At 62.7% G+C, this 16,355-nt stretch carries 16 protein-coding genes; 7 read left to right on the forward strand and 9 right to left on the reverse strand.

What is annotated here, in order from left to right:
• The first annotated feature begins 12 nt into the window (after window positions 1–12).
• A complete protein-coding gene (gene ung, locus I8746_RS17890; RefSeq protein WP_003252014.1) occupies window positions 13–705 on the forward strand; it encodes a uracil-DNA glycosylase in 693 nt (230 codons plus the stop codon).
• Window positions 706–731: 26 nt separating this feature from the next.
• Here the strand turns inward: ung and I8746_RS17895 are convergent, their stop codons facing one another.
• The 6 genes from I8746_RS17895 to I8746_RS17920 all read right to left on the reverse strand — a co-directional run bounded on the left by I8746_RS17895 (window position 732) and on the right by I8746_RS17920 (window position 8,043).
• A complete protein-coding gene (locus I8746_RS17895; RefSeq protein WP_192907693.1) occupies window positions 732–2,414 on the reverse strand; it encodes a bifunctional metallophosphatase/5'-nucleotidase in 1,683 nt (560 codons plus the stop codon).
• A gap of 90 nt (window positions 2,415–2,504) precedes the next feature.
• Complete coding sequence (locus tag I8746_RS17900) at window positions 2,505–3,560, reverse strand: AbrB family transcriptional regulator (RefSeq protein ID WP_014754341.1); 1,056 nt, start codon at window positions 3,558–3,560, stop codon at window positions 2,505–2,507.
• Window positions 3,553–5,067 (reverse strand): tripartite tricarboxylate transporter permease, encoded by a 1,515-nt coding sequence (locus tag I8746_RS17905; protein ID WP_003252019.1) that lies wholly within the window; start codon window positions 5,065–5,067, stop codon window positions 3,553–3,555. Before I8746_RS17905 ends, I8746_RS17900 begins: the two co-directional genes overlap by 8 nt.
• A 1-nt stretch (window position 5,068) precedes the next feature.
• Window positions 5,069–5,527 (reverse strand): tripartite tricarboxylate transporter TctB family protein, encoded by a 459-nt coding sequence (locus tag I8746_RS17910; RefSeq protein ID WP_017147937.1) that lies wholly within the window; start codon window positions 5,525–5,527, stop codon window positions 5,069–5,071.
• Between the two features lie 199 nt (window positions 5,528–5,726).
• Window positions 5,727–6,707, reverse strand: a complete 981-nt coding sequence (locus I8746_RS17915; protein WP_003252023.1) for a tripartite tricarboxylate transporter substrate binding protein — start codon at window positions 6,705–6,707, stop codon at window positions 5,727–5,729.
• A 46-nt stretch (window positions 6,708–6,753) separates the two neighbouring features.
• Window positions 6,754–8,043, reverse strand: coding sequence for an OprD family porin (locus I8746_RS17920; protein ID WP_003252026.1), 1,290 nt, complete (start codon window positions 8,041–8,043; stop codon window positions 6,754–6,756).
• Between the two features lie 200 nt (window positions 8,044–8,243).
• On the opposite strand from I8746_RS17920, the gene I8746_RS17925 reads away from it, so the two are divergent.
• Both I8746_RS17925 and I8746_RS17930 read left to right on the forward strand, forming a co-directional pair.
• On the forward strand, window positions 8,244–8,915 hold the full coding sequence (locus I8746_RS17925) for a response regulator (protein ID WP_003252029.1): 672 nt from the start codon (window positions 8,244–8,246) through the stop codon (window positions 8,913–8,915).
• Complete coding sequence (locus tag I8746_RS17930; RefSeq protein ID WP_012053609.1) at window positions 8,908–10,287, forward strand: sensor histidine kinase; 1,380 nt, start codon at window positions 8,908–8,910, stop codon at window positions 10,285–10,287. The genes I8746_RS17925 and I8746_RS17930 overlap by 8 nt, the downstream gene beginning before the upstream one ends.
• Window positions 10,288–10,352: 65 nt before the next feature.
• Here the strand turns inward: I8746_RS17930 and I8746_RS17935 are convergent, their stop codons facing one another.
• Window positions 10,353–11,159 (reverse strand): HDOD domain-containing protein, encoded by an 807-nt coding sequence (locus I8746_RS17935; protein ID WP_004575165.1) that lies wholly within the window; start codon window positions 11,157–11,159, stop codon window positions 10,353–10,355.
• A 55-nt stretch (window positions 11,160–11,214) separates the two neighbouring features.
• Entirely contained in the window at window positions 11,215–12,156 is a 942-nt protein-coding gene (locus I8746_RS17940; protein ID WP_004575166.1) for a folate-binding protein YgfZ, read from the reverse strand.
• Window positions 12,157–12,289: 133 nt separating this feature from the next.
• Here I8746_RS17940 and I8746_RS17945 point away from each other — a divergent pair, with 133 nt between their 5' ends.
• Together I8746_RS17945 and I8746_RS17950 are read left to right on the forward strand one after the other, a co-directional pair.
• Window positions 12,290–12,544, forward strand: a complete 255-nt coding sequence (locus tag I8746_RS17945) for a succinate dehydrogenase assembly factor 2 (protein WP_003252043.1) — start codon at window positions 12,290–12,292, stop codon at window positions 12,542–12,544.
• Window positions 12,528–12,986 (forward strand): protein YgfX, encoded by a 459-nt coding sequence (locus I8746_RS17950; RefSeq protein WP_221100905.1) that lies wholly within the window; start codon window positions 12,528–12,530, stop codon window positions 12,984–12,986. The genes I8746_RS17945 and I8746_RS17950 overlap by 17 nt, the downstream gene beginning before the upstream one ends.
• A 118-nt stretch (window positions 12,987–13,104) precedes the next feature.
• On the opposite strand, the gene nadB is transcribed toward I8746_RS17950, so the two are convergent.
• The gene (gene nadB / locus I8746_RS17955; RefSeq protein ID WP_221100906.1) at window positions 13,105–14,709 is read right to left on the reverse strand and encodes an L-aspartate oxidase; all 1,605 of its coding nucleotides are present in this window, start codon (window positions 14,707–14,709) and stop codon (window positions 13,105–13,107) included.
• 436 nt (window positions 14,710–15,145) lie between these two features.
• On the opposite strand from nadB, the gene rpoE reads away from it, so the two are divergent.
• Both rpoE and I8746_RS17965 read left to right on the forward strand, forming a co-directional pair.
• On the forward strand, window positions 15,146–15,727 hold the full coding sequence (rpoE, locus tag I8746_RS17960; protein ID WP_003252049.1) for an RNA polymerase sigma factor RpoE: 582 nt from the start codon (window positions 15,146–15,148) through the stop codon (window positions 15,725–15,727).
• A gap of 33 nt (window positions 15,728–15,760) precedes the next feature.
• Window positions 15,761–16,351: a sigma-E factor negative regulatory protein gene (locus I8746_RS17965; RefSeq protein WP_003252050.1), complete on the forward strand. Its 591-nt coding sequence runs from the start codon at window positions 15,761–15,763 to the stop codon at window positions 16,349–16,351.
• Window positions 16,352–16,355 lie beyond the last annotated feature (4 nt).

Genomic DNA, 16,355 nt, shown 5'->3' on the forward strand with positions numbered 1-16,355 from the left:
ATGGAAGGCCCCATGACTGACGACGATCGCATCAAACTCGAACCCAGCTGGAAGGCCGCATTGCGCGGTGAATTCGACCAGCCTTACATGCACCAGCTGCGCGAATTTCTGCGTGGCGAGTACGCTGCTGGCAAGGAAATCTACCCGCCAGGGCCGCTGATCTTCAATGCGCTCAATTCGACACCGCTGGACCAGGTGAAGGTGGTCATCCTCGGTCAGGACCCGTATCACGGGCCGGGGCAGGCCCATGGCTTGTGCTTCTCGGTGCAACCGGGCGTGGCCACGCCGCCGTCGCTGGTCAATATCTACAAGGAGCTGCAGCGCGACCTGAACATCCCGATCCCCAGCCACGGCTACCTCCAGAGCTGGGCAGAACAAGGCGTTCTGTTGCTCAACACGACCATGACAGTCGAGCGCGCCAATGCCGCGTCGCATGCCAAGAAAGGCTGGGAATTGTTTACCGACCGGATCATTCAAGTGGTCAGTGAGCAATGCCCGAACGTGGTATTCCTGCTATGGGGGGCGCACGCACAGAGCAAGCAGAAGCTGATCGACGGTACCAAGCACCTGGTACTGAAGTCGGTCCATCCTTCGCCGCTGTCGGCGTACCGCGGGTTCATCGGTTGCGGGCATTTCAGCCGTACCAACAGCTTCCTCGAACAGCGGGGACTCGGGCCCATCGACTGGGCACTGCCCCCGCTGTGAGAAACCGGGGTGGGGTACGCAATCGCTCAGGGCGTCATGCTGATGCGCGGCTCGCTGCGCTGGCCAATAGCAATACCCCGCTCATGGTTCTGGCGCACATACGCCACCAAGGCTTCCAGGTCGGAGATGCCGGTGTCCTGGCGTCGCCTTCCTTCTTTGAAAGTGGCCAAGCCACCGCCACCATCGGCCAGGAACAGGTTGCTGACGACGCGATAATGGGTCAACGGCTCAACGGGTTTGCCGTGAAGACGCACACTGCCCTCGACGACACGGCTGCCGACAGGCCGTGAACCATCCCACTCATAATGAAAACCCTTCGATACTTGCAGCGGATTGAAACTGCCCCTGTTCCATTGAAGGTTGAGCAGTTCGGTAATCTGCTTGCCTGTCAGTTCCTGAACCACCAACGGGTTATTGAACGGTTGTACGGCGAATAATTGTTCGTAGGTCAGGTCGCTATCGGCAGGCTGGATAAGATCACTGCGCAGCCCACCCAGGTTGAGAAAGGCAACTTGTGTCTGAAACGCCTGGGTCATGGCCAATTGGGCATCCGTGACCAGGTTCCCCAAGGTTGTTTCACCGGCGGCATTTTCTTTACGGTCAAGTTCTGCCGTCGAGATGCGTCCTATGGGTTCGAGCAATTTTTCCCCGGACCGCTGACGCACTTCCTCCAGCAAACTCGTCAACTTGGCATTCGGCAGGTAGTTCTGTGGGTCAGCAGGAATATTGCGGGCGGTGATGTTCGTGACGTGATGGGTGCCTGGCGTTACCTGCAACTTCAACTGAGTCAGGAAGTGGCCGTATTTGCCAGCCTGAGTGATGCTCAGGTCACCCACCTTGCATTGATAGCTGGCATGCGAGTGACCGCTGATGACAGCATCTACCGCGGGATCCAGCCGCTTCGCCACGTCGACGACCGCGCCACTCAGCTGGCTGCAATCCTGCGTGTCGAACGGCTCGACCGTATCCCCTCCCTGGTGCATGACCGCGATGATTGCATTGACGCCTTTGGCCTTGAGCTCCGGAATCACGTCATTGATGGCTTGCGCTTCATCTGTGGCTTTGAGCCCTGCGAATGCTCTGGCCGAGACCACTTTTTCCATGTTGCGTGGCACGGCACCGACGAACGCTATCTTGACCCCTTTCACCTCTTGAATGTGATAGGCCGGTAGCAAGCGCTCGCCCGTGGTGGTATCGATCAGGTTGGACGCTATGTAAGGGAAGCCACTTCCTGGATAATTGCCGCGAAACGTGCAGGCCTTTTCAGGGCGCGTTGACTCGCATCCTCCGTGGATCTGACGAAGAAACTCGGCCTTGCCTGCATCCAGTTCGTGGTTCCCGGATGCGCTGACAATCATGCCCATCGCGTTCAAGGCCTCAAGCACAGGCTCGTCAGCCCACAGCGCAGAAATGGCGGGGCTGCCCCCTATCAAGTCGCCAGCCCCGATGAACAGCAGATCGGGGTCCTGCGTTCGCAGTTCATCGAGCATGGCGCCGAGTGTGGCGATGCCGCCGTAGGTCAGGCGGGTAGCGCCTTGCGCGCCGGCGTAGTCCTGGGGGTTGGGTTCCAGGTAGCCGTGAAGATCATTGATAGCCACGACGTTGATCTGGACGGGGGCAGGTGACTCTGCGGCAAAGCTGCCTGCGCTGATGGCAAGGCATGCCCAGGCAATAGCCGAGCGATAGTTGCAAGAAAGACGGACTTTCATCATTACCTCTTGAATGCCGGGAAGTGTGGGTTTGCTGGCGATCAGGGCAGCAATCCGACTCTATTCACCCGGGCATTGGGCAAGTGGTAACTATCTATCTTCAGGGGGCTTGCAGCTTGAATACCTGTTGTCCCACAACCGGAAAAGCGGTTCTGCCAGAAACAACACCAAGATCAGGCGCATCACCTGCAGTGCCGTCACCAGCGGCACTGACAATTGCAACGTTTCGGCCGTGAGGCTCATTTCGGCGATCCCGCCAGGCATCATCCCCAGTGTCAGCGAACGCAAGTCCAGTGCAGTCATCATGCTCAGCACCCACGCGGCACTGCCGGCAATCGCCATGCACAACGCCGTGGCCATCAAGGTGCGCCCCAGGAACGACGGTGCGCGTCGGAAGAACGCGCGGTTGAAGTGGCAGGCCAGGCCGCTGCCGATGAGCCACTGGCCGATCTGGCTGGCGCCGTTGGGCAGGGCGATCTGCAGGTTGCCGGCCAGGCTGACCGTAGCCGCGACCAGCAATGGCCCGAACAGCCATGGGTTGGGCTGGCGCAAGCGCTGCCAGAGCAAGGCAACGGCAACGCCCAAGGGCGCAATCAACGCCAGCCAGCCCCAGCTCACGCTACCGGTGTGGTTCAGTGGTACCCCGTCACCCAGCAGAAACTTGAACAGCGCTGGCACGCACAGCACCACTGCCAGTACACGCAGGCTCTGCGCTGCCGCCACCTGGCTGAGCACCGCGCCATTGCGCGCCCCAAGGTTGACCATCTCTCCCGAACCGCCTGGCATGCTGGCAAAGAACGCGGTGGCGCGGTCTTCGCCGGTTCGCCGCAGCAGCCATACGCTGATCACGCTGGACAGGGTGGTGAACAACGCACCGAAGCAGATCAGCGCAAAATGACTGGCCACCTGCTCGATCACTGCAGGGGTGAAGTGCAGGCCAATACCGATGCCGATGATCCACTGCCCGCACTTGCGGCCGTTGGGGATTTCCGACAGCTGCCAACGCGTCAGGCAGCGCACCAGGATGATCGCCAGCAATGAACCGACCATCCATGGCAAAGGCCAGCCGACCTTGCTGGCGGCAAAACCGCCAGCAAGGCCGACCAGCCCGGTCGCGACGAACAATGGCAACGACCGATCAGGCATCGGCCAGGGCCCGGCGCTGCAGGCTGCGTTTGCGCCAGATGCGCAGCAGCGGCAGGGCGAGCATCAGCACTACCAGCGCCCAGACGCCCATGCTGATCGGGCTGGACCAGAGGATGCCCAGTTCACCGTTGGAGATCGACAGCGCCCGACGCAGGTTTTGCTCCATCAGCCCGCCGAGGATGAAGCCCAGCAGAATCGGCGACAGAGGGAAGTCCAGCTTGCGCAGGATGTAGCCCATGATGCCGATACCGACCATGAGGAACAGGTCGAAGGTGGTAGCATGCACGGCGTACACACCGATCGCGGTGATGATGGCGATCACCGGCACCAGCGCCCAGTTTGGCACGGCGAGGATGCGGGTGAAGATGCGGATCATCGGGATGTTGAGGATCACCAGCATGATGTTGGCGACGAACAGCGAGGCGATCAGGCCCCAGACAATATCTGGCTGCTGTTCGAACAGCAGTGGGCCAGGGGTGATGTTGTACAGGGTCAGGGCGCCGATCATCACAGCTGTGGTGCCAGAGCCCGGTACGCCCAGGGTCAGCATCGGGACCAGGGCGCCACAGCAGGACGCACCAATGGCCGTTTCCGGCGCTGCCAGGCCACGGGCATCGCCTTTGCCGAACTTGCCGCTTTCCCCGGCCATGCGTTTCTCGGTCATGTAGGCCACGGCGCTGGCCAGCGTTGCGCCGGCGCCGGGTAGAACACCCATGATGAAACCGAGCAGGCCGCAACGGATGTTGACCAGGAACACCGAGGCCGCTTCCTTGAAGTTGAACAGCATACGGCCGGTAGCCTTGACCGCCTGGTGGCCATGGTGGGTCTTTTCCAGCAGCAGGAGGATTTCGCTGATGGAGAACAGGCCCAGCACGAGCACCACGAACTGAATGCCGTCGGCCAGGTGCACGCTGTCACCGGTGAAGCGGTACACGCCGCTGTTGGCGTCGATGCCGACCGCCGACAGGAACAGGCCGATGAGAGCGGCAATGAAGGTTTTCAGTGGTTTGTCACCGGCCATGCCACCCAGCGCGACGATGGCGAACACCATCAGCACAAAATACTCCGCCGGGCCGAAGGCGATGGCCCATTTCGCCAGCAGCGGGGCGAACAGCACCATGCCGCAGGTGGCAATGAAGGCGCCGATGAACGAGCTCCAGGCCGACAGCGACAGCGCGACGCCTGCCAGTCCTTGGCGAGCCATCGGGTAGCCGTCCAGGGTTGTCATCACGGTCGAGGCTTCGCCCGGGATGTTCAGCAGGATCGAGCTGATACGCCCGCCATATTCGCAGCCCAGGTACACCGCCGCCAGCAGGATCAGCGCCGATTCCGGCGGCAGGCCGAGGGCAAAGGCGATGGGGATCAGCAGGGCCACGCCATTGATCGGGCCCAGGCCCGGCAGCAGGCCGACCACGGTGCCGATCAAGGTGCCGGAGAGGGCGGTGACCAGGTTGTAAGGGGACAGGGCAATGCCGAAGCCCTGGCCCAGGTAGCTCAAGGTATCCATGTCAGTTCTCCAGTACGCTCAGCAGGCCAAGGGGCAGTGGCACGTCCATCACACGGTCGAACAGCCAGTAGAGGAAAATGCTCATGCCGGCCACCACAATGGCGCTTTGCAGCCAGCGGCCACCGTACAGCCGAGCCATGGGCAGGCCGACCAGGATGGCGCTGAGGATGAAGCCGAGCGCTTCAAAAGTGGCGGCGAAGACGATCAGCAGGCCGACACAGGCGGTGATCTTGATCAGGGTCTCGCGGTCCAGCTCCGGTTCGTCATCCTTGCGCACGATGGGCGTTGGGCGGAACACCAGGTACAGCAGGCCCAGCCCCATCAGGCCGAGCACCAGCAGCGGGTAAGCGCGCGGGCCCACCGGTTCATAGGAGAATGCAGCCTGATAGGGCCAGGCCATCACGGCCAGGGCGGCACACACCGCCAGCAGGGCCAGGGCGAAAATGCGTTGAAGGATCATTGGGGAATCCTCGCTGGGATTGCTCAAGTGAAATGCACATCCTGTGGGCGCGGCCTTGCGTCGCGATCGGGCGCGAAGCGGCCGCTAAACCTGCCGATGCGATCAGTCCGAAGCATCGTATCGGCTTTGCCAGGGGCCGCTTCGCGGCCGATCGCGACACAAGGCCGCTCCCACAGGGGTGGTGGTGAGTCCGACAGGCTTACTGGATCAGGCCGAATTCCTTGGCCAGTGCCTTGTAGTCAGCCACTTGCTTCTTCACATAGCCGTCCAGCTCTTCGCCGGTCATGGCGAACGGGAACAGCTCGCGCTGGTCTCGCAGCTTGGCGAAGTCCTCGGAGGCCAGCATCTTGTCGAACGAGGCCTTCCACCAGGCGTAGTCCTCGTCGCTCACTTTTGGCCCCAGGTAGAAACCGCGCACCACCGGCCAGACGATGTCGTAGCCCTGCTCCTTGGCAGTAGGAATGTCTTTCATTTCCGGCTCGTCCAGGCGGTTTTCAGAGAACACCGCGAGGATGCGCATGTTGCCGCTCTGGATGTGCGGCATGGAGTCGGAAATGTCGGTAGAGCCGACCTGGATATGGCCGCCCAGCAATGCCGTGGCGATTTCGCCGCCGCCCTCCAGGGCCACGTAGCGCAGGTCGCGCGGGTTTATGCCTGCGGCCTTGGCGATCAACGCGGTCTGCATCCAGTCCTGGCTGCCGACGGTACCGCCGGAACCGATCACGACCTTGCTCGGGTCTTTCTTCAGCGCTGCGACCAGGTCATCAAGTGTCTTGTAGGGCGAGTCGCTTTTCACCGCGATGGCACCGTAGCTGGTGCCGACGGCAGCCAGCCATTTCACCGCGTTTTCGTCAAAACGGCCGAATTTGCCCTGGGCCAGGTTAAGCAGTGAGCCGCTGGACCAGGCCACCAGCGTGCCGGCGTCTGCCGGGCGCTGGGCGACCACGGCGTTGTACGCGACCGCGCCGACACCGCCGGGCATGTAGGTGACGCGCATCGGCTTGCTGAGGATTTTTTCTTGTACCAGTGCGCTTTGCACCAGCTTGCAGGTCAGGTCGAAGCCACCGCCAGGGGAGGCGGGTGCGATGCATTCGGGGCGTTTCGGTTCTGCAGCGAGGGCGTTGCCGGCCAACAGCAGGCAGCCGGTAGCGAGGACGAGGCGGCGCAGTGAAAAGGTCATCGTCGATCTCCGTGAGCGTTGTTGTTATTGGATTACCGCTATGGGGTTACCACAGCGCCACGCTGTAGCTGACCAACAGCCTCACTTCATCCGCGTCACGGGCGAAGTTGGAGCGGAAGGTGGCGTTGCGCAGGCGCACGGCGACGTTCTTCAACGGGCCGCTTTGTACCACGTACTTCAGTTCGGTGTTGCGTTCCCACTCTTTGCCTTCGCCACCGGCAGCACGGCTGACGTTGTCACCGCTGATGTAACGGGTCATGAAGGTCAGACCCGGTACGCCGAGCGCGGCGAAGTTGTAGTCGTAGCGCGCCTGCCAGGAGCGTTCGTCGGCACCGGCGAAGTCGTTGATCTGGACGAAGTTGACCAGGTACGGGTCGGCGCCATCTACATACGGGAAGGCACTTTCGCCAGACAGCTGCTGCCAGGCGGCGCTGACCTTGTGCCCGCCCAGGGCATAGCTGAGCATGCCGTTGACGGTGGTGTTGTCGATGTTGCCGGCCTTGGCTGCACCGGCGTCGTCGCTGATGGCAAGGCGCAGGTCGGCACCCAAGGTGCCCGGGCCCCATGGCTGGGTGGCGACCATGCCGATGAAGTGCTGGCGGTAAATATCGTCGAGCTGGGCGAAGTGGTAGCTGCCGGTGATGCGGTCGGTGAACTGGTAGTCGAGCCCGCCCAGGGCCAGGTTGTCAGCGCTGAAGCTGCCACCGAAGCGGCCGTTCTTGTTGTTCAGCGCCAGGTCTTCCCAGTTGGTGTCGTTGCGATCCTTGGCCTTGTCCAGGCGGCCACCGGTGAAGGTCAGGCCCTTGATCTCTTTGGAGGTGAGCAGGCCGCCCTCGAAGGTTTGCGGCAGGATACGCCCGTCGTTGGGCTGCAGGGTCGGCAATTCGGGGATCAGGGTGCCGATCTTGAGTTCAGTCTGGGAGATCTTCACCTTGCCGGTCAGGCCCAGCTTGGAGTATTCGTCGGCAGCCTTGCCGTCATCGTGGGTCGGCAGCAGGCCGCTGTCGGTACGGTCGGGGCTGGAGTCGAGCTTGATGCCGAGCATGCCCAATGCGTCCAGGCCAAAGCCTACGGTGCCATCGGTGTAGCCAGACTCGAAATTGAGGATGAAGCCCTGGGCCCATTCATCGCGCTTGGATTGCTGCGCGCTGGTGCCGTCGCGGAAGTCGCGGTTGAAGTACATGTTGCGGGTTTCGAAGGTGGCCGTGCTGTCTTCGAAGAAGGCGGCCTGGCTCATCGGGGCGACACCGGCAAGCGCGAGGGCGCTGGCGATGGCTGAGGGGCGTGCGGCAAAGGAACGGGTAGGCGCGAACGCCTGCGGCTGCAATGACAGCATCGTCGATGACTCCGTTTATTGTTCTTATTCGTTGCACCTTGCTGGTGCTTTTTTCGGCGCGAAGGGCGACCGTGGTGCGATGCTAGGCAACGAACCTTTCGCTAACCTTTCAGCGTGAAAGGTTTGTCACGAGGGGCTTCACAGGCGTGGTGACAGCGGTACACTCCGCGCCACCGCCCCACCCGAGCCGGGAGAATCCGATGCGTGTGCTACTGGTCGAAGACCACCTGCAACTGGCCGAAAGCGTGGCCCTGGCCTTGAAAAGCCATGGCCTGACCGTAGATGTGCTGCATGACGGCGTGGCTGCCGACTTGGCGCTGGCCAGTGAGGAATACGCCGTGGCCGTGCTGGATGTCGGCCTGCCGCGCATGGACGGCTTTGAGGTACTGGCGCGCTTGCGAGGCCGTGGCAAAACCTTGCCAGTGCTGATGCTGACTGCGCGCAGCGACGTCAAGGACCGGGTCCATGGCCTGAACCTGGGCGCCGACGATTATCTGGCCAAGCCGTTTGAGCTGACCGAGCTGGAAGCGCGGGTCAAGGCCTTGCTGCGCCGTAGTGTGCTCGGTGGCGAGCGACAGCAACGCTGTGGGCCGTTGGTGTATGACCTGGACACCCGGCGCTTCACCCTCGGTGATGACAACCTGACGCTGACCTCACGCGAGCAGAGTGTGCTGCAAGCGCTGATCGCCCGCCCGGGTCGGGTGATGAGCAAGGAGCAGCTGGCTGCCCAGGTGTTTGGCCTGGACGAAGAAGCCAGCCCTGACGCCATCGAAATCTACATTCACCGCCTGCGCAAGAAGCTCGACGGGCACCCCGTAGCCATCGTCACTTTCCGTGGTCTGGGTTATTTGCTTGAGCACCGCGATGCGTGACAACGGCAGCCTGCGCGGGCGCTTGCTGGGTAATTTGGCGCTGTTGCTGGTGGTGCTGATGCTGGCCAGCGGCCTTAGCGCCTACTGGAATGGCCGCGAGGCCGCCGACACCGCCTACGACCGCACCCTGCTGGCTTCGGCGAGAACCATCGCCGCGGGCCTGTCGCAGCGCGATGGTTCGTTGAGCGCGGATGTGCCTTACGTGGCGCTGGACACGTTCGCCTATGACAGTGCGGGGCGCATTTACTATCAGGTGCTGGATATCCAGCAAAGGCTGATTTCTGGCTACGAGAACCTGCCGCCACCGCCGCCTGGCACGCCGCGCACCGACGACTATCCGGCATTGGCACGGTTCTACAACGCCACTTACCTGGGCCAGGACGTTCGTGTGGTCAGCCTGCTGAAGCCGGTCAGCGAGCCGAACATGAACGGCATGGCAGAAATCCGCGTAGCCGAAACCGAGGAAGCGCGGGTGCGTATGGCCCGAGGGCTGATGGCCGATACCCTGCTGCGCCTGGGCATGCTGGCACTGGGGGCGTTGGTGATGGTGTGGTTTGCCGTGAGTGCCGCGTTGCGGCCGTTGGAGCGCCTGCGCACAGCGGTGGAGGAACGTCAGCCGGACGACTTGCGAGCGTTGCCGGTGGTACAGGTACAGCGCGAGCTGGGCCCGCTGGTGCGCGCCTTGAACCACTTTACCGAGCGCTTGCGCGGCCAGTTCGAGCGCCAGGCGCAGTTCATTGCCGACGCGGCCCACGAACTGCGAACGCCGCTGGCGGCGTTGAAGGCACGTGTCGAGCTGGGCTTGCGCTCGGCCGAGCCACAGGAGTGGCGGCAGACCTTGGAGTCTGCAGCCCAGGGCACCGACAGGCTGACCCACCTGGCCAACCAGCTACTGTCGTTGGCACGGGTCGAGAATGGCGCACGGGCCATTGCCGAGGGCGGTGCGCAGCGTCTGGATTTGAGCCAGCTGGCCCGCGAATTGGGCATGGCCATGGCGCCTTTGGCGCACAAGCGCGGGGTGGCGTTGGCGCTGGAGGCCGAGGCGCCGGTGTGGCTGAAGGGGGAGCCGACATTGCTCAACGAGTTGTTGAGCAACCTGGTGGACAATGCCTTGGCGCATACGCCAGCGGGTGGCAATGTGATTTTGCGGGTAATGGCGCCGGCGGTGCTGGAAGTGGAAGACGACGGGCCAGGTATTCCCGAGGCCGAGCGCGAACGGGTGTTCGAGCGTTTCTACCGGCGAAGTGCGCAGGGCAGTGGACTAGGGCTGGCGATCGTTGGCGAGATCTGTCGGGCGCACCTGGCGCAGGTGAGCCTGCATGATGGCGAGAAGGGCGGGTTGCGGGTGCGGGTGAGTTTTATTGCGGATTGAGGGTTTGCCTGTGTCGACCCTTTCGCGGGCTCACCTGCGAAAGGGCCCAGGCAGGCTGTTACAGCTCAGCGCAACATGCTCCGCGCCTCTAGCAGTTCATCGACCTCCAGCTCGGTGCCGAACGGCAGACCCAGATGGCGGTAAGCCGGCAGCGCAGCCAATGGCCGGTGGCGCCCGCGCTGACTGATGCAGCGGGCGATCTGCACGATGTCAATGTAATCGATCTTGTCAGTCTGGCGGTCCAGGTCATGAACCTGGCTCGGCAGGTTGACCAACTGCTCCGGAAACTCCCAGGCCTTGAGGATCTTGTCCCCCAGCACCGGCTGGAGTTGCTCGATCACGTAATGCAGGCAAACCGGGTCGGACAACAGTTCGTTGTGCTCTTCGGCATAGATGAGTACCGGCAGCGCGCCAATCTGGTTGACCAGCCCACCCAAGGTGGCCTGGTCAGGCTTCAGAGGTGTAAAGCGACGGCAGATTTCGTAGCTGATGCCCGCCACTTCCAGGCTACTGGCCCAGATATCGCGCAGTTTCTGCTCGACTGCCGGCGAGCGGGCATGGAAAATCTGCTCGATCACCAGGCCGATGGCCAGGTTGCAGCTGTAGTTGATGCCTAGCCGCGTGATGGCGGTATGCAGGTCGGTCACCTCGACCGCAGCACGCAGCAGTGGGCTGTTGACGACCTTGATCAGGCGCGCTGAAAGGGCCGCGTCGCGGCCGATCACCTTGCTCAGGGCCGCTACGCTGATCTCGTTGTCTTCCGCTGCTTCGCGGATGCTCAAGGCAACCTCGGGCAGGGTTGGCAGGACCAGGTCATCCTTTTCGATGGCGTCGAGCAATTGTGCTTGAACCAACTCGGCCAGCTTGTTCATGGGCATGTCTACCGCAGTGGTGGTGCGGCCCCGCCACAGGGGTGGGGCAGGCTGGTCAGCGCTGGATTTCCCGGTCGCGGTCCAGTTCGTAAGGCAGGGTCAGCACCTGCAGGCGCGGGCCTTCGAGGCTGCCCAGGTGCAGGTTGCCGTCTTCCACCGCCTCGGCGCTCAGCACTGCGAGCAGTTCGCAGCCGGCGCCGTTGCCGGCAGCAATGACCACTTCACCGACCGACGACCCATGGGTGGGCGAGAAGATCTCGGCGCCCGGGGCCGGAATGGCCTGCTGGTCCAGAGCCAGGCGGTACTGGCGGCGCTTGAGTTTGCCCAGGTACTGCATGCGGGCGACGATTTCCTGGCCGGTGTAGCAGCCTTTCTTGAAACTGACGCCGTCGACGGCCTGCAGGTTGATCATCTGCGGGATGAACAGTTCACGGGTCGGGCCCATGACCTGGCCGATACCTGCGCGAATCTGGCCCAGCAGCCAGTCGTTGAGCGTGCCTTCGGGCAGCGCTGCGGCGAGGGCCTGGCGTACAGGCTCGGCGTCAGCCGCCGGCACCCACAGCTCAACCCGGCCGGCGGACACGGCGATCGCGATCAGCCCGTCATGGCGCACGGTGCTACCAGCGGCTGCGGGCACGACAAGCCCCAGCGCCTGCAGCGCGGTGTCGCCATCTTGCAGGCCGAAGCGTGCCCATGCGGTGCTTTCGTCGGTCAGCGTGGCCTTGGAGAATACGGCGTACTTTTTCAGGTCGGCCAGTTGCGCGTCGAGCAGTTCGCTGGCCATGGCCAGCAAGTAGCCGTTGCCCTCGGGCACTATGCGGAAGCTCGACTGCATGCGCCCCTTGACCATGCAGCGGGCGCCGAGGCTGGCGTGTTCCTGGCTGAGGTAGTTGATGTTGCAGGTCAGCTGGCCTTGCAGGAACTTGCCTGCATCGGAGCCGCGGACGGCGAGGATGCCCTCGTGGGACAGGGGGCAGAAGAAAGCGGAATCGGCCATGGGTCATCGCGGTGGCTAAAGACTGGCGGCCATCATAGAACGCCGGTAACAAAATAGGTAGGTGACTAGACCAACGCCCGGTGTCGCTTCGCGCGCCTGGCTGTATACTGGCGGCCCATTCGAGGAGGGCCCCATGGTCGAACAAACTGAACTCAACCGGCTTTTCTGGCACAGCCGCCGCGGCATGCTGGAACTGGACGTACTGCTGGTGCCTTTCACCCAGGAAGTCTACCCCACCCTCAATGAGACCGACCGTGAACTGTACGTGCGTCTCTTGAGCTGCGAGGATCAGGACATGTTCGGCTGGTTCATGGAGCGCACCGAGTCCGAAGACCCGGAACTGCAGCGCATGGTCCGTATCATTCTGGACCGTGTCCAGCCCAAGTGAGTGCTTCGAGTGCCGCTGGCATGGCTCGCGCCTGCTGCTGGTGGCCTACCTGGCTTGTCAGGTACTGGCGTGGCTTGCCGTGTGGGCGAGCCCGCTGCCCGGGTGGCTGACCTTTTCGGTTGTCGCCGCCTGCACGGCCCACGCTGGCTGGGCCATCCCCCGACGTATCCTGTTGACCCATGAGCATGCGGTTGTCGGCCTGCGCCGTGATGCGCGGGGCTGGCAGGTGTTCAGCCGTGCCTGTGGGTGGCAGTCAGTGCGCTTGTGCCGGGACAGCGTGGCTTTGCCTGGGCTGGTGGTGTTGCGCTTTGAGCGGGCGGGGCGGTGGTTGGGGCAGAGCCAGTGCGTACCGCGGGATGCGCTGGGGCCGGATGAGCATCGGCGGTTGCGCGTGCGATTGAAGTTCAGCCGGCGGCGCTGGGCTGCGGTGAGCCGGACATAGATCAGGATCGGGTCAGTTTCTTCGCGGGCTCGCCCGCACCCACAGGTAATGCGCAATGCTGCAAGGCAGTTAACCCCCTGTGGGAGCGGGCGAGCCCGCGAAGGCCGCGACGCCGTTTTCAGAGCGGGCTGAGGATGGTGTCCTTGGCCTCGTCCAGCATCCCTGGATAATCCAGTGTGTAATGCAACCCTCGGCTTTCCTTGCGCTGCATGGCGGACAGGATCATCAATTCGGCCACTTGCGCCAGGTTGCGCAGCTCGATCAGGTCACGGCTGACCTTGTAGTTGCTGTAGAACTCGTCGATTTCATCCAGCAGCAGGCGAATGCGGTGCTGGGCCCGCTGCAGGCGCTTGCTGGTGCGCACGATGCCGACGTAGTCCCACATGAAGCGCCGCAGTTCGTCCCAGTTGTGCGCAATGATCACGTCCTCGTCCGAGTCGGTCACCTGGCTGGCGTCCCAGCCGGGCAGGGCCTTGGGCATGTCCACTTGCTCCAGGTGCGCCTGGATGTCGGCAGCGGCGGCGCGACCGTACACGAAACATTCCAACAGCGAGTTGCTGGCCATACGGTTGGCGCCGTGCAGGCCGGTGAAACTGGTTTCGCCGATGGCATACAAGCCAGGCACATCGGTGTGGCCGCAGTCGTCGACCATCACCCCGCCGCAGGTGTAATGCGCCGCAGGCACCACCGGGATAGGTTGACGGGTGATATCGATGCCAAAGGCCAGGCAGCGCTCGTACACGGTGGGGAAGTGGCTCTTGATGAAATCTGCGGGCTTGTGAGTGATGTCCAGGTATACGCAGTCCACGCCCAGGCGCTTCATCTCGTGGTCGATGGCGCGGGCCACGATGTCCCGCGGGGCCAGCTCTTCGCGTGGGTCGAAGCGTGGCATGAAACGTTCGCCGTTGGGCAGGCGCAGCATGGCGCCCTCGCCGCGCAGGGCTTCGGTGATCAGGAAACTCTTGGCCTGCGGGTGATACAGGCAGGTCGGGTGGAACTGGTTGAATTCCAGGTTCGCCACTCGGCAGCCGGCCCGCCAAGCCATGGCGATACCGTCGCCGCAGGCACCATCGGGGTTGCTGGTATAGAGGTAGACCTTGGCCGCACCGCCCGTGGCCAGCACGGTGAAGCGCGCGCCGAAAGTGTCCACCTCGCCGGTGTTGCGGTCGAGCACGTAGGCGCCCAGGCAGCGTTCGCCGGGCAGGCCCAGGCGGCGTTCAGTGATCAGGTCGACCGCCACCCGCTGTTCCAGCAGCTGGATGTTCGGGCGCTGGCGAGCCTGTTCCAGCAGCGTGGTGAAAATTGCCGCGCCGGTAGCGTCGGCGGCATGGATGATGCGCCGGTGGCTATGGCCCCCTTCACGGGTGAGGTGGAACTCGAAACCGCCATCGTCGACGCTGTAGTGCTCATCGCGGGTGAAGGGCACGCCTTGTTCGATCAGCCACTGGATCGCTTCGCGGCTGTGCTCGACGGTAAAGCGCACGGCGTCTTCATGGCACAGCCCGCCGCCGGCATTGAGGGTGTCCTCGACATGCGACTGCACAGTATCGGTATTGTCCAGTACTGCAGCGACGCCGCCCTGGGCCCAGAAGGTCGAGCCGTTGGACAGGTCGCCCTTGCTCAATACGGCAACGCGAAGGTGGCTGGGGAGGTTAAGTGCCAGGCTGAGACCGGCGGCACCGCTGCCGATCACCAGGACATCATGTTGGAATTGTTGGCTCATGTCGGGACACTAGTAATCTTTGGGAGGGGCACGGCACAATGGTCACGCGCGGATGGCATTGTGAAACTATCGTTAAACGTGGCCGGGATGCCTTTATAGCAGCCCCGGGTGGCCAATTTCCATGCCACTTGCCAGGTTGCGACGACCTTTGTGGGAACTTTCCGACATGGCCGGAAATCCTATGAAGGCTGCCCGTACGCCACAATTTGCCGCGGCGACGCAGGGCGGCAGGCCTTTCCGGGCTTTACCCCTGCGTATTTGAAACCTGATTATCGACGTAGCCGGCCGTGACCGCGCCGCGTCTTCCGTGCAAGCCGACCAAGGGCTGCAGGAAACTTGCTTGGAGGGGAGAACTTTTGCGCAAAGCCCGAGTCTATGTTTGCAAGCCTGAGCGATGGCTGATGCAACGCTCCTTCGAGTTCACTGAGGAGTGTTCATGCTAACCCAGGAAGAGGATCAGCAGCTTGTCGAGCGCGTTCAGCGCGGCGACAGGCGAGCTTTCGATCTGTTGGTGCTGAAGTATCAGCACAAGATTCTCGGGTTGATCGTGCGGTTTGTCCACGATACCCACGAGGCCCAGGATGTAGCACAGGAAGCCTTCATCAAGGCCTACCGTGCGCTTGGCAACTTCCGCGGCGACAGTGCGTTTTATACGTGGCTGTACCGCATCGCCATCAACACGGCGAAGAATTACCTGGTGTCCCGTGGAAGACGGCCGCCAGACAGTGATGTGAGCTCCGAGGATGCGGAGTTTTACGACGGCGATCATGGTCTCAAGGATCTCGAGTCCCCAGAGCGCTCGTTGTTGCGGGATGAAATCGAAGGCACTGTCCATCGCACCATCCAGCAACTGCCCGAAGACCTGCGTACGGCATTGACGCTACGCGAGTTCGACGGGCTGAGTTACGAAGACATTGCCAGTGTCATGCAATGTCCGGTGGGTACCGTGCGCTCTCGAATCTTCCGCGCTCGGGAGGCCATAGATAAAGCCCTGCAGCCGTTGTTGCAGGAAACCTGAGACAGCGGCGACAGCGCCAAGAGAGGAACCGCCATGAGTCGTGAAGCTTTGCAGGAATCGCTGTCCGCGGTGATGGATAACGAAGCGGATGAATTGGAACTGCGTCGGGTGTTGAACGCCGTCGACGACGCCGAAACCCGTGCCACCTGGTCGCGTTACCAGGTTGCCCGAGCAGCCATGCACAAGGAGCTGCTGCTGCCTAACCTGGATATCGCCTCGGCGGTGTCCGCGGCGCTGGCCGACGAAGCCGTGCCAGCCAAGGTCAAGAAAGGCCCTTGGCGCAGCATTGGTCGCCTGGCGGTTGCCGCCTCGGTTACCGTGGCAGTGCTGGCGGGTGTGCGTATGTACAACCAGGACGAGATCACGGGTGCAGAGCTTGCTGCCCAGCAGCCTGTCCAGCAGGGCCTGAGTGTGCCACAAGCGCAAGGCCCGGCCGTCTTGGCAGGCTATAGTGAGAGCAGTGAGCAACCGACCGGGCCGATGGCCAATGGCGTGCTGCAGAACCAGGCCGGCTGGGATCAGCGTCTGCCAGGTTACCTGCGCCAGCATGCCCAGGAATCTGCGCTCAAGGGCACTGAAACCGCATTGCCGTATGCCCGCGCCGCCAGCCTGGAAAACCGTTAAGTAA

This window comes from Pseudomonas sp. USTB-Z, from assembly GCF_019691255.1.
GTDB lineage: Bacteria > Pseudomonadota > Gammaproteobacteria > Pseudomonadales > Pseudomonadaceae > Aquipseudomonas > Aquipseudomonas alloputida.